At 71.2% G+C, this 13,042-nt stretch carries 12 protein-coding genes; 7 read left to right on the forward strand and 5 right to left on the reverse strand.

The window, feature by feature from the left end; all coding sequences use genetic code 11:
* The first annotated feature begins 41 nt into the window (after positions 1-41).
* The 4 genes from ACWGKJ_RS06000 to ACWGKJ_RS06015 all read left to right on the forward strand — a co-directional run bounded on the left by ACWGKJ_RS06000 (position 42) and on the right by ACWGKJ_RS06015 (position 3,613).
* Positions 42-617 carry a TerD family protein gene (locus ACWGKJ_RS06000; RefSeq protein ID WP_385024032.1) on the forward strand — a complete coding sequence of 192 codons (576 nt, stop codon included), beginning with the start codon at positions 42-44 and terminating at the stop codon, positions 615-617.
* A 216-nt stretch (positions 618-833) separates the two neighbouring features.
* Complete coding sequence (locus ACWGKJ_RS06005; protein ID WP_385024034.1) at positions 834-1,409, forward strand: TerD family protein; 576 nt, start codon at positions 834-836, stop codon at positions 1,407-1,409.
* A 163-nt stretch (positions 1,410-1,572) separates the two neighbouring features.
* Positions 1,573-2,715 carry a DUF475 domain-containing protein gene (locus ACWGKJ_RS06010; RefSeq protein WP_385024036.1) on the forward strand — a complete coding sequence of 381 codons (1,143 nt, stop codon included), beginning with the start codon at positions 1,573-1,575 and terminating at the stop codon, positions 2,713-2,715.
* 160 nt (positions 2,716-2,875) lie between these two features.
* Entirely contained in the window at positions 2,876-3,613 is a 738-nt protein-coding gene (locus ACWGKJ_RS06015) for a TerD family protein (RefSeq protein ID WP_385024038.1), read from the forward strand.
* A gap of 81 nt (positions 3,614-3,694) precedes the next feature.
* Here ACWGKJ_RS06015 and ACWGKJ_RS06020 read toward each other — a convergent pair whose 3' ends face one another.
* On the reverse strand, positions 3,695-4,522 hold the full coding sequence (locus ACWGKJ_RS06020; RefSeq protein ID WP_385024040.1) for a TerD family protein: 828 nt from the start codon (positions 4,520-4,522) through the stop codon (positions 3,695-3,697).
* 255 nt (positions 4,523-4,777) lie between these two features.
* Here ACWGKJ_RS06020 and ACWGKJ_RS06025 point away from each other — a divergent pair, with 255 nt between their 5' ends.
* Genes ACWGKJ_RS06025 through ACWGKJ_RS06035 form a run of 3 tightly spaced genes read left to right on the forward strand, consistent with a single transcriptional unit; the run spans position 4,778 to position 9,443 of the window.
* Positions 4,778-5,962 carry an HpcH/HpaI aldolase/citrate lyase family protein gene (locus ACWGKJ_RS06025; protein WP_385024042.1) on the forward strand — a complete coding sequence of 395 codons (1,185 nt, stop codon included), beginning with the start codon at positions 4,778-4,780 and terminating at the stop codon, positions 5,960-5,962.
* Positions 5,962-8,628 (forward strand): phosphoribosyltransferase, encoded by a 2,667-nt coding sequence (locus ACWGKJ_RS06030; protein ID WP_385024044.1) that lies wholly within the window; start codon positions 5,962-5,964, stop codon positions 8,626-8,628. The genes ACWGKJ_RS06025 and ACWGKJ_RS06030 overlap by 1 nt, the downstream gene beginning before the upstream one ends.
* Positions 8,625-9,443 carry an HAD family hydrolase gene (locus tag ACWGKJ_RS06035; protein WP_385024046.1) on the forward strand — a complete coding sequence of 273 codons (819 nt, stop codon included), beginning with the start codon at positions 8,625-8,627 and terminating at the stop codon, positions 9,441-9,443. Before ACWGKJ_RS06030 ends, ACWGKJ_RS06035 begins: the two co-directional genes overlap by 4 nt.
* Before the next feature lie 32 nt (positions 9,444-9,475).
* On the opposite strand, the gene ACWGKJ_RS06040 is transcribed toward ACWGKJ_RS06035, so the two are convergent.
* The 4 genes from ACWGKJ_RS06040 to ACWGKJ_RS06055 all read right to left on the reverse strand — a co-directional run bounded on the left by ACWGKJ_RS06040 (position 9,476) and on the right by ACWGKJ_RS06055 (position 12,983).
* A complete protein-coding gene (locus ACWGKJ_RS06040) occupies positions 9,476-9,700 on the reverse strand; it encodes an FmdB family zinc ribbon protein (RefSeq protein WP_385024047.1) in 225 nt (74 codons plus the stop codon).
* Positions 9,701-9,741: 41 nt separating this feature from the next.
* Positions 9,742-10,806 (reverse strand): sugar kinase, encoded by a 1,065-nt coding sequence (locus ACWGKJ_RS06045; RefSeq protein ID WP_385024049.1) that lies wholly within the window; start codon positions 10,804-10,806, stop codon positions 9,742-9,744.
* Entirely contained in the window at positions 10,803-11,495 is a 693-nt protein-coding gene (locus ACWGKJ_RS06050) for a bifunctional 4-hydroxy-2-oxoglutarate aldolase/2-dehydro-3-deoxy-phosphogluconate aldolase (RefSeq protein ID WP_385024051.1), read from the reverse strand. Before ACWGKJ_RS06050 ends, ACWGKJ_RS06045 begins: the two co-directional genes overlap by 4 nt.
* Before the next feature lie 132 nt (positions 11,496-11,627).
* Complete coding sequence (locus ACWGKJ_RS06055; RefSeq protein WP_385024053.1) at positions 11,628-12,983, reverse strand: hypothetical protein; 1,356 nt, start codon at positions 12,981-12,983, stop codon at positions 11,628-11,630.
* Positions 12,984-13,042 lie beyond the last annotated feature (59 nt).

A 13,042-nucleotide genomic window follows, 5' to 3' on the forward strand; every position in this document is an offset into this window, starting at 1 on the left:
AAGGGCCCTCCTCGGCCCCTCGAAACCAATTGGGAGGACTCGTGGGAGTCAGCCTCAGCAAGGGCGGCAACGTCTCGCTGACCAAGGCCGCACCCAATCTGACGGCAGTCGTCGTCGGTCTCGGATGGGATGCACGCACCACCACAGGGGGTGACTTCGACCTCGACGCCAGCGCCCTGCTGACCAACGAAGAGGGCAAGGTCGCCACCGACTCGAACTTCGTCTTCTTCAACAACCTCAAGAGCCCCGACGGCTCGGTCGAGCACACCGGTGACAACCTCACCGGTGAGGGCGAGGGCGACGACGAGATCATCAAGGTCAACCTCTCCGGCGTCCCCGCCGACGTCGCGAAGATCGTGTTCCCGGTCTCGATCTACGAGGCCGAGAGCCGCCAGCAGAGCTTCGGCCAGGTCCGCAACGCGTACATCCGCGTGGTGAACGAGGCGGACAACTCCGAGCTGGCGCGGTACGACCTCAGTGAGGACGCGTCGACGGAGACCGCCATGGTCTTCGGCGAGCTCTACCGCAACGGCACGGAGTGGAAGTTCCGCGCCATCGGCCAGGGGTACGCCTCCGGGCTGCGTGGTATCGCGCAGGACTTCGGCGTCAACGTCTGAGCAGAAGCCACACCGTCCGGCGCCGCACCCCAGTGCGGCGCCGGACGTGCCGGGTCCTGCCCGGCCGGTCTCCGTGCACCGGGCTTCCCGGGCCCCCACGGACCGGGCCGTCCGCCCGGGTCCACGGCCTGGGGCCAAGAAGAGCCGCGAAGGGCCCACGGAGACCGACCGGACGGGACCGGGTCAACCGTTCACACCTCGGGGAGGATCAGCATCATGGGCGTCACGCTCGCCAAGGGAGGCAATGTCTCCCTCTCGAAGGCCGCACCCAACCTCACACAAGTGCTGGTCGGGCTCGGCTGGGACGCACGCTCCACCACCGGAGCGGACTTCGACCTCGACGCCAGCGCACTGCTGTGCCAGTCGGGGCGGGTGCTCGGCGACGAGTACTTCGTCTTCTACAACCAGCTCACCAGCCCGGACGGCTCCGTGGAGCACACCGGGGACAATCTGACCGGCGAGGGTGAGGGGGACGACGAGTCGATCATCGTCGACCTCACCAAGGTGCCCGCCCACTGCGACAAGATCGTCTTCCCGGTCTCGATCCACGAGGCGGACAGCCGCGGCCAGACCTTCGGACAGGTGGCCAACGCCTTCATCCGGGTGGTGAACCAGGCGGACGGCCAGGAGCTGGCGCGGTACGACCTGAGTGAGGACGCGTCGACGGAGACCGCGATGATCTTCGGCGAGCTCTACCGGTACGGCGGGGAATGGAAGTTCCGCGCCGTGGGGCAGGGGTACGCGTCGGGGCTGCGGGGCATCGCTCTAGACTTCGGGGTCAACGTTTCCTAAAGCATTCTTCCCGCATGGCTCAAGTCCGGTCGATCCACCGGGTTTCGTGTGGGGGTTCCAGGGTTCGGATTCCGGTCCGCACCCCGGGGAGCATGCAGGGCTGGGACAGGACCCGGGCCGCGCACGGCGCGGGGGAACCCGTACACACACGATGGGGTAGCCAGTGCTTCTGAAAACCTTCGGGTGGTCATTCGTGATCACCGTGGTCGGTCTCGCCGTGGCGGTGATCTACGACGGATGGACCGCCCTGGGCATTGTGGCGATCCTGGGCGTCCTGGAGATCTCGCTCTCCTTCGACAACGCGGTGATCAACGCCGGAATCCTGAAGAAGATGAATGCCTTCTGGCAGAAGATCTTCCTCACGGTCGGTGTGCTCATCGCCGTCTTCGGTATGCGGCTGGTCTTCCCCGTCGTGATCGTCGCCATCAGCGCCAAGATCAATCCGATCGAAGCGGTGAAGCTGGCCTTCAACGAGAAGGACCACTACCAGCAGCTGGTCACCGACGCGCATCCGTCGATCGCCGCCTTCGGCGGCATGTTCCTGATGATGATCTTCCTCGACTTCATCTTCGAGGACCGGGACATCCAGTGGCTGCGGTGGATCGAGCGCCCGCTGGCCAAGCTCGGCAAGGTCGACATGCTCTCGGTCTGCATCGCGCTCGCCGTGCTGCTGATCTCCTCCTTCACCTTCGCCACCCACGCCCACCAGCACGGGGGCGCACACGCGGACAAGGCGCAGACGGTCCTCATCTCCGGTATCGCCGGGCTCATCACCTACCTCGTGGTGGGCGGGCTCTCCGGGTACTTCGAGAACCGTCTGGAGGAGGACGAGGAGCGCGAGCAGGAGGCCGAGGAAGAGGCCCGGAAGTCCGGTTCGAGCGTCCCGGCCGTCATGATGGCCGGCAAGGCCGCGTTCTTCATGTTCCTCTACCTGGAAGTCCTCGACGCCTCCTTCTCCTTCGACGGGGTCATCGGCGCCTTCGCCATCACCAACGACATCGTGCTGATGGCGCTCGGCCTCGGCATCGGCGCCATGTACGTCAGGTCGCTCACCGTCTACCTGGTCCGCCAGGGCACCCTGGACGACTACGTCTACCTGGAGCACGGCGCGCACTACGCGATCGGCGCGCTCTCGGTGATCCTGCTGGTCACCATCCAGTACGAGATCAACGAGGTCATCACCGGTCTCGTCGGGGTCGTGCTGATCGCCTGGTCCTTCCTGTCGTCGGTCCGCAGGAACAAGCGGATCGCCGCGGAGGGCGGGGACAGCTCGGGCGACCGGACGGAAGTCCCGTCCGGGGTGTGACCCGTACCGGATTGCGGAACGCTCTGAACGGGGCGGTCAGGAAGCGGAAGCCTCCTGACCGCCCTGTGCGCGTGCGGGCAGGGCGCGCGGGGGAAGAAATCCGGGGAAGAAGTCCCGGGAAGAACCGGGGAAGAGTCGCCGAGCATGCTGGGGGTGGGACATGGCCTTCTGGGACAGTCTCCGACGGAACAATTCGCCGCACTTCGATTCGGGGAGCGCCGCTTCCAACGCGATCGAGCTGACCAAGCGCCACCCGATGGTCTCCCTGACCAAACAGGGCGCGACCACCGGTAACCTCCGGGTCAACCTGTCCTGGCGGATGCGGTCGTCGGACTTCGGCGGCAGCACCCGCCAGCGCGGCAGCCTGCTGCGCCATCCGTCCAAGATGTTCCAGCCGGACGTCGTCCAGGCCCACACCCAGGGCGTCGTCAACGTCGACCTCGACCTGGGCTGCCTCTATGAGCTGGAGGACGGCACCAAGGGCGTGGTGCAGCCCCTGGGCAACTTCCTCGGCAGTCTCAACGAGTCGCCGTACGTACAGCTCAGCGGTGACGACCGGTTCGGCTCGCCGTCCGGTGAGACGCTCTACGTCAACATGGACCACCGCGACGACATCAAACGGCTGCTGGTCTTCGTCTACATCTACGATCAGACCCCCGCCTTCGACCGTACCCACGCCGTGGTGACCCTCTACCCGAGCAACGGCCCGCGCATCGAGATCCAGCTCGACGAGCGCCATCCGCAGGCCCGGTCCTGCGCGGTCTTCGCCATCGACAAGGTCAAGGGCGACATGGTGGTGCGCCGCGAGGTGAAGTTCGTCTACGGCTTCCAGGCCGAGCTGGACCGGCTGTACGGCTGGGGGCTCCAGTGGGGCCGGGGTTACAAGACCAAGATCTGAGGCCGGCACGCGGCTGGGCGGCGCGGCCCCAGGTTCAGGAGCCCGCTGATCCGCCCCGGTCGTCCCCCGTCCGCCCGGGTGTCAGCGGGGCAGGAACTGCGGGCCCATCGGCGGCAGCCGGAAGTAGGGATCGGGCGCAGGCGCCGCGGCTGCGGCCGGCTGCGGATATCCGTAGCCGGGAGGGGACTGCTGTGCCGGGACCGCCTGTGGGTAGCCGTAGCCGGGCGGCGGGGACTGCGGGGGCGGCGGATAGCCGGCCGGGACCGTGGGGCCGGTCGCGCCCGGGGGGCTCTGCTGTGCGGGCAGCTCAGGTTCGGCCGGGGCCGCCGGGGGCTCGGCCGCTCCGTCCGGCTCGGCCGTCTCGTCGACCGAGATGCCGTACGCGGTGGCGAGCCCGACCAGACCGGTCGGATAGCCCTGCCCCACCGCCCGGAACTTCCAGCGATCCCCGCGGCGGTACAGCTCGCCGCAGATCATCGCCGTCTCCTCGCCGGTCTCCGGCTGTACGTCGAAGACGGCCAGGGCCGGTGCGCCCTCGCCGGCCGGGGCCGCCGCGTCGTACAGCAGGATCTGCAGATCCCGTACGGAGCGGAAGGACGCGCCGTCGGAGGACGCGGCCAGTACCACCTGTTCCACCGAGGGGTCCAGGGCCGTCAGGTCCGCCTCGACGGTGTCGGTGAGCGCCCCGCCGTCACGTTTCTTCGACAGCCGCCGCACCAGGCCCGACGGGTGGCGCGGCTGGTTGTAGAAGACGAAGTCCTCGTCGGAGCGCACCCGCCCGCCGTGGCCCAGTACCAGGGCCGACGCGTCGATGTCGGGGACGTCGGGGCCCGGGGTCCAGCGCAGGACGGCCCGTACCGCCCTGGCGTCCAGCGGGACGTTCGAACCCTTCATCATCGCGTGCGTCATGCCGGTCATCCTGCCTTCCCCGGACAGCCGCGGACAACGTGGGGGCGCTTTGTGGCGAGTCCGGTGCAACCCGGAGAAACGGACGGGGCGACCGGTGCGGGACGTCCCGGATTTCCTCCCCGTTGGAACTAGCGCCATGCGTCCATACGTACTATTACCGGCCACGCGTCATCGGGACGGCACGGCAACTACGCAGGGCACCTGCCCACGGCGCCTGCGCAGGGCAATCATGTACGGCAACTACGGGGGAACCTTATGCATCATTTCGGGCATATCTCGCCCCTTGTCCGGTCGGGGCTCTTCCATCAGCAGCCGGCCGAGTTCACCTCCGGGTCTCCGGCGCCCCTGCTCGCCGCCGCCCTCGGCGCCACGCTCTACAGCCCGGCCACCCGGCCCCGGCTCGCCGACGACGTCCTGAAGCAGGCGGCGCGCGGGGTGGTCTCCATGGTGCTGTGCCTGGAGGACTCGATCGACGACGCCGATGTCGCCGACGGCGAGGCCAATCTGGTCCGCCAGTTCGCCGAGCTGGACGCCGGGTGCGCCACACCTTCCGGGGAGCCCGACGGCGTACCGCTGCTCTTCATCCGGGTCCGTGAGCCGGACCAGATACCCGACCTGGTCCGCAGACTGGGCCCCACGGTACGTCTGCTGTCCGGATTCGTACTGCCGAAGTTCACCGAGGAGCGCGGCACGGCCTTCCTGGAGGCGCTCGCCAGGGGGGAGGCCCTGAGCGGCCGCCGGCTCTTCGCCATGCCGGTGCTCGAATCGCCCGAGCTGCTGCATCTGGAGACCCGTGCGGACAGCCTCGCCGGGATCGCCCGCACCGTCGACAAGTACCGCGACCGGGTCCTCGCGCTCCGGCTGGGTGTCACCGACTTCTGCTCGGCGTACGGACTGCGCAGGACACCCGACATGACCGCGTACGACGTCCAGATCGTCGCCGCCGTCATCGCCGACGTGGTGAACGTGCTGGGCCGCTCGGACGGCACGGGCTTCACGATCACCGGCCCGGTCTGGGAGTACTTCCGCGTCCAGGAACGGATGTTCAAGCCCCAGCTGCGCCGCAGCCCCTTCATGGAGGGCAGCGCCGACCAGCTCCGCACCACCCTGATCGAGCACGACCTGGACGGACTGCTGCGCGAGATCGGCCTCGACCGCGCCAACGGACTGCTCGGCAAGACCTGCATCCACCCCTCCCATGTGATGCCGGTGCACGCCCTCTCGGTCGTCAGCCACGAGGAGTTCAGCGACGCCCGCGACATCGTGCGGCCCGACCGGGACGGCGGCGGGGTGCTGCGCTCCGCGTACACGAACAAGATGAACGAGGTGAAACCGCACCGGGCCTGGGCCGAGCGGACCCTCCTGCGGGCCGAGGTCTTCGGTGTGGCCAGAGAAGACGTCGGCTTCGTCGAACTGCTCACGGCCGGGCTCTCCGGCTGATGCGAACGGGAAGAGAGACGGGCGACGTGGGCGAAGCGGTCCGGTCGGGAACAGCGGTCTGGTCGGGAACATGGGTCGCGGACCGGCTCGGTGTGCGGCTCTCCGGGGACGACGGACTCCGGGACATGCTGGGCCTCGCCCTGCGGCGCAATCCGAAACGGGCTCATCTGCTGGTGTCGAACGTGCTGGGCAAGCATGTCCCGCAGCGCCCTTCGACGGTGTACGGCCAGGGCCACGGGCTCGGCCTCGCGGTACGGCGCCTGCTCGGCGACGACGCGGCGAGCCGGGCGGTCGTACTCGGCTATGCGGAGACCGCGACGGGTCTGGGCCACTCGGTCGCGGACGGGCTGGTCCTCGCCCCGTATCTGCACTCCACCCGGCGCGAGGTCGCCGGGGTGGCGCGTGCGGGCGGCTTCGAGGAGTCGCACTCGCACGCCACCTCGCATCTGCTGCTGCCCGAGGACCCGGAGCTGCTGGCGGGTGACGGCCCGCTCGTCCTCGTCGACGACGAGTTCTCGACCGGTAACACGGTGCTCAACACCATCCGTGATCTGCACGAGCGGTATCCGCGCCAGTGGTACGTGGTCGTCGCGCTGGTCGACATGCGCTCGGCCGCCGACCGGGACCGGCTCACGGACTTCGCCCGGGAGATCGGCGCCCGGGTCGATCTGCTGACCGCGGTACGGGGTGAGGTGGAACTGCCCGACGGCGTACTGGAGAAGGGGCGCCGCCTGGTCGAGCGGTACGAGGACCACGGGGCGCGCGAGGGCCGGCGGGACGGCAGACCCAGTGGCGCGGTGTCCGCCGGAGATTCCGGAGAGAGCCTCCGCGGCCAGGTCGTCCGGGTGGACCTCGGATGGCCCGCCGGGCTGCCGGACGGTGGTCGGCACGGCTTCACGCCCGGCCACCGGACGGCCCTGGAGTCCGCGCTGCCGGGGATGGCGGCGCGGCTCGCGGAGGTCCTGCCGGAGCCGTACCTGGAGTCGAAGCCGGAGCCGGGCCCTGCGGTTCCGTCCGTCACGGGCGCCCCGCGGGTCCTGGTGCTCGGGTTCGAGGAGCTGATGTACGCCCCGCTCCGTCTCGGCCTCGCGCTGGAGCGGGCCGGGCACGACATACGGTCGTCGACCACCACCCGCTCACCCGTATTCGCCCTGGACGATCCCGGCTACGCGATACGGACCGGACTGGTCTTCCCCGCGCACGACAACCCCGGCGACGGACCGGGCAGCCGCTACGCGTACAACGTGGCGGGCGGCGGATTCGACGCGGTGGTCCTGGTGGTCGACTCGGCCGCCGACACCCCGGAACTGCACGCCCCCGGCGGGCTTCTGGCGCAACTCGCCACCCACGTACCGCAGGTGCTGCTCGCGGTCGTCCCGTCGTACGTCCCGTCGTACGTTCCCGAGAACCGTCGTAGCCTTCGCGACCCCCACGAACGTCTCGCCCCCCGTATCTCCCGCAACCCTCGCGCTCCACACGACTCCGGAAACCGTCCCGCCCCCGAACAGCAGGAAGCAGCCTCCGCCATGCCCGAGCCGTTGCGCGGCCCCGCCTTCTCCTCCTACGCCGCCGAAGACGTCGGCTGGCTGCTCCAGGACCTCTCCGGTGTGGAGCTGGAGGCGCCCACCGAGGAGCGCGAGGAAGCGATCCAGACCGGCGGCGCCCACTACGCCGAGTCGCTGCCGGTCGAGTACCAGCCGAGCGAGCAGTACCAGGAGCTGTTCAGGGCGGCGCTCGAAACCTCGGCCCCGCGTATCGCGCAGGCCGTCGGCACGGTCGCCGAGACCGTGCTCGCCGAGCGGTCGGCCCGGCCGGTCCTGGTCTCCCTCGCCCGCGCCGGCACGCCCGTCGGGGTGCTGATGCGCCGCTGGGCCCAGCACCGTCACGGCCTCGACCTGCCGCACTACGCGGTCTCCATCGTGCGCGGCCGGGGCATCGACGCCAACGCGCTGCGCTGGCTGGCCGCGCACCACGACCCGGCCGATGTCGTCTTCGTCGACGGGTGGACAGGCAAGGGGGCCATCACCCGCGAACTGGCCGATGCGCTGGCGGAGTTCCCCGGTTTCGACCCGGAGATCGCGGTCCTCGCCGACCCGGGCGGCTGTGTCCGCACGTACGGCACCCGGGAGGACTTCCTCATCCCGTCCGCCTGCCTCAACTCCACGGTGTCCGGCTTGATTTCCCGTACGGTCCTCCGCGCCGACCTGGTCGGGCCCGGGGACTTCCACGGCGGGAAGTTCTACCGCGAACTGGCGGGATCCGATGTGTCGTCCGACTTCGTCGACGCCGTCGCCGCCCGCTTCGACGAGGTGTCGGGCGCGGTCGACGCAGCCGTCAAGGAGCAGCTGGCGGCGGACCGTTCACCGACCTGGGAGGGGTGGGCCGCGGTCGAGCGGATCAGCGAGGAGTACGGCATCCACGACGTCAACCTCGTCAAGCCCGGCGTCGGCGAGACCACCCGTGTGCTGCTGCGCCGGGTCCCCTGGAAGATCCTGGCCAGGAGCGGTGCGGGCGCCGAGCTCGACCACGTACGGCTCCTGGCGGAGCAGCGCGGTGTCCCGGTCGAGGAGGTGGACGGCCTGCCGTACAGCTGTGTCGGACTGATCCACCCGCGCTTCACCCGTGGCGCGACCGGCGCCGACGGCACCGCGGCGGTGACCGGGTGAGCCAGGCAGCGCCCGTACTCGTCGCCAGCGATCTCGACCGCACCCTCATCTACTCGGCGCCCGCGCTCGACCTGACCATGCCGGACGCGGACGCGCCGCGGCTGCTCTGCGTCGAGGTCTACCGGGGAAGCCCGCTCTCGTACGTGACGGAGACCGCGGCGGGGCTGCTCGGCGCGCTCGCGGAGCGGAACCTCTTCGTACCGACGACGACCAGGACGCGCGAGCAGTACCACCGGATCCGGCTGCCCTGCCCGCCGCCGCGGTACGCGATCTGTGCCAACGGCGGCCATCTGCTGGTCGACGGGGTGTCCGACCCGGACTGGCGCTCCGGTGTGGACCGGCGGCTGGCGGCCGAGTGCGCCACGCTGTCCGAGGTGCGCGCCCATCTGGTGGGCGCCGCCGATCCGGCCTGGCTGCTCAAGGAACGGGTGGCCGAGGACCTCTTCGCCTATCTGGTCGTCGAGCGGGCCCTGCTGCCCGAGGGCTGGGTGGATGAGCTGTCCGCCTGGGCCGGCGCGCGCGGCTGGACGGTCTCGCTCCAGGGCCGCAAGCTGTACGCGGTGCCGGAGCCGCTCACCAAGAGCGCGGCGGTGCGCGAGGTGATCCGCCGCACCGGCGCCGAACTCACCCTGGCCGCAGGCGATTCCCTCCTGGACGCGGACCTGCTGCTCGCCGCCGACCGGGGCTGGCGCCCGGCCCACGGTGAACTGGCGGACGCGGGCTGGAGCGCCCCGCATGTCGCGGTGACGGCCGGGCGCGGGGTGGCGGCGGGCGAGGAGATCCTGCGGGAGTTCACCCGCGCCGCGCCGAGGTAGCGGCGGGGGGCGGCGCGGGCCTGCCGGGGTTGCTACCCGCAGCAGCCTCCGCCGCAGCAGCCGCCACCTCCGCCGCCTGCGCTGTTTCCGGCGGACGGCGCCCCGGTGGCGGAGCCTCCGACGGCCACCGTGGACAGCAGCTTGACGGTGTCCTCATGACCTTCGGGGCAGGTGGCGGGCGCCGATGACTCGGCCATCGGACGGCTGATCTCGAATGTGTCGCCACAGGAGCGGCAGCGGTACTCGTAACGGGGCATGCGCCCAAGATTAGAGGCGCGGGGTGCCCCGGCGCACCACCTCAGCGCACCACTGTGCCCGGCGCCGCTCCGAGCAGGCCCAGCTCGGCGCGGGTCGGAGCGCCTTCCCAGTCCCCGGACGCGGCCACCGCGAACGCCCCAGTAGTCACCGCCCGGTCGAGCCGCTCCGCCGTGTCCGAGCCGTCGAGCAGCGCAGAGAGATACCCGGCGACGAACGCGTCGCCCGCGCCGACCGGGTCCACGGCCGGCACCGTACGCGCGGGGGCGTGCAGCTCGCCCTGGAGGGTGTACGCCGTGGCGCCCGCCGCACCGAGCTTGACCACGACCTCACCCGCCCCGGCCTCAAGCAGCGCCTCGGCCCGCAGGGCGGGGTCGTCGGGAGAGCCCGCGGGCAGACAGAGCGGCAGCTCGTCGTCGGAGGCGATCAGTACGTCGGCGCGCGGCGCCCAGTCCCGCATCACCGCCGCCGCCTCCTCCGTACTCCACAGCCGGGCACGGAAGTTGACGTCGAGGCTGATCAGTACGTCGTTCTCGGCGGCCAGTTCCATGGCACGCTCCGCGGCGGACCTGGCGCTGGGGGAGAGGGCGGGGGTGATGCCCGTCAGATGCAGCACGCGAGGGGCGGTTCCGGTTCCGCCGCGGGTGGCATGGGCGGCGGATCCGGCCCCCACACGGGTGGCGGGGGTGGCGGTTCCGGCCTCCACAGGGGTGGCGGGGGCGGCGCTTCCGGCCTCCAGGAACGCCGTGAAGGCCCGCTCGACGTCGTCGGCCGCGATCCGTGAACCGGCCGACCCCGCCCGGTAGTAGTGCACCCGGGTCACGCCAGGCAGCCGCGGTTCGAAGAGGAGCAGCCCGGTCGGCGCGGTGCCGTCGCGCACGGCGCCCGTGACGTCGACGCCCTCGGCCCGCAGGGTCCGCAGCACCAACTCCCCGGCCTCGTCGGCGCCGACCGCGCCCGCCCAGTCCACCGGGTGTCCCAGCCGGGCCAGCCCGATGGCCACGTTCGACTCGGCCCCGGCGACCGAAACGGCCATCGTGCCGCCGAGCTTCAACTGCCCGTCTCCACGCAGCGCGACCATGGTCTCGCCGAAGGTGAACACACTCATGACCTACCGGCCGTGGCCGCCGTCGTGCCCGTGGCCGTGCCCGCCGCCCGGCCGGCCCCCGCCGTCTCCACGACTGCCAGGAACTCGGAGGCCCGCTTCCGCAGCGCGTCCTGGTCCCCGCCGTCCGCCGCGTCCCCGATCAGCGGCGACCCCACACCCACGGCGACCGCACCCAGTGCCAGGTACTCGGCGGCCGCCGCCGCGTCCACCCCGCCCACCGGTACGAACGGAACATCCGGGAAGGGAGCCCGCAGCGCCTTCAGATAGGAGGGGCCTCCCATCGAGGCCGGGAAGAGCTTCAGCGCGGTGGCGCCCGCCGCCACACCGGCGATGACCTCGGTCGGCGTGATGACTCCGGACAGGACGGGGAGCCCCAGGCGTACGGACTCGTCCACCCCTGCCCCGAGCCCCGGCGTCACGATGAGATCGGCTCCGGCGTCCGCGGCCCGCCGTGCGTCGTCGGCGGTGAGCACCGTACCCGCGCCCAGCCAGGCACCGTCGCCGAGTGCGGCCCGCGCCCGGCGGATGACGCCGAGCGCGTCCGCGCTGCTGAGCGACACCTCGACCAGGGGTATCCCGCTCTCGACGAGCGTCATGACCGATCTGAAGGACGCTTCGGGGTCAGAGCCGCGGACGATGGCGACCAGCCGCTCACTGCGGAGGCGTGCGGTGAAGTCCGTGCGGTCCATGCTGTTCTCTTCCTGTGCTCCGGTGATTTCTGAGCCTGCCGGGGGATCCGCCGGACACGTCCGCCGGGCAGGAGGCCGGGCCGGAGGATTCGGGCTGCCCCGAGAGGGTTCGGCTTCTGCGCAGCTCAGCGCTCAGCGTCCTGCCCCGCGCTCCTCGCGGATCTGCTCGACCACATGCGTCGCGGTCTTCCGTACCTCCTCGGTCTCGGTGAGGAAGTGCCAGTAGTCGGGGTGGCGCCCCTCCAGCCCCGACACCGCCCGGTCGAGCCGCTCCACCGCCTGGTCCAGGGGGCGGGCGTGCCGGGGGTCCGGTGTGTTGCGGCCGGCCATCGCCAGCCGCTGGGCGTCCCGGATCGCGAACCTGGTCCGCTCGATCTCCTGCTGCGGGTCCTTCGCCACGGCGTTGAGGCGTTCGAGCCGCGCACCGGCCGCCGAGACCGCCTCGTCGGTGTTGTCGAGCAGCGTCCTGACCGTGGTGAGGAGGGACGTCACATCGGGCCAGCGCTGCTCCTCACGCGCCTTGGCCGCCTCCTTGAGCTTCTCCTCCGCCTGCCGTACGGACACGGCGGCCTGCTCGGGCACCTGCTGGAGGTCCTGCCAGCACGGCGCGGTGAAGCGGCGGCGCAGCTCACTGAGGACCGGGGCGACCGTCCCGGCCCGGGTGGTGAGCGCCTGGGCGCGGGTACGCAGCGAGACCAGGCGCCGGTCGATCTCGGCGGCCCGCTCCGGCAGCCGCGCGGCCTCGGCCCCCACGGCCTCGGCGTCCCGCATCACCTTGTCCGCCCGGTCCAGCGTGCCCTGCACCCCGTGCTGGGCCGCGCCCTGGTTGAGCTTGGTCAGCTCGGGCCCGAGCTGCGCGAGACGGGTGGCGAGATCGTCGGCCTTCAGCCCGGAGTCCCGTACCGCGTCGAGCGCGTTGCTCGCGGAGAGCAGCGCCTGCCGGGCCCGCTCCACGGCGGGCGCGAGCCGGGCGAGCTGAGTCTCGGCCTTGCCGAGCAGCGGCCCGAGCCCCTGCCCGAACCGGTCGAGCTCGCCCTTCACCCGGACAAGATCGTCCTTGGCCCGCGTCAGCTCCGTACGCGCCTGGGCCAGCGCCGAGCCCTCCAGACCGTCCCGGTCCAGGTCATGGGCGTCGACCGCGGTGATGTACGAGGTGCTGACCTCGTCGATCCGCTGCCCCAGCGAGGCGAAGCCGGAGAGCGCCCTGCGGGCCTCGGGCGAATCGTCCACCGCGGAGATCGTCTCGATCGAGATCCGCAGATCACGCTGAGCGGTGTCCAGGTCGTAGAAGGCGGCGGCCGCCGCGTCCTTCGCGGCCTGCGCCTCGGCCCGCTGGCTCTCGCCGCGCCCGCCGAACCAGCGCCTGGTGCCGCCGCCCGCGAAAGTCCCGGCCAGACCGGCCAGCAACGGCACCGGGAGCGCCATGAGCGTCAGGACATCCCGGACGGCACTCGCTCGCGCATACGGCTGTCCGTGTCTTGCCGTCACATCCCTCTCCCGTGCTGGTCCGCCCTGCCCTGGCCATTCTCCCACCAGGCAGGGACGAA

This window comes from Streptomyces sp. NPDC054757 (assembly GCF_053612185.1).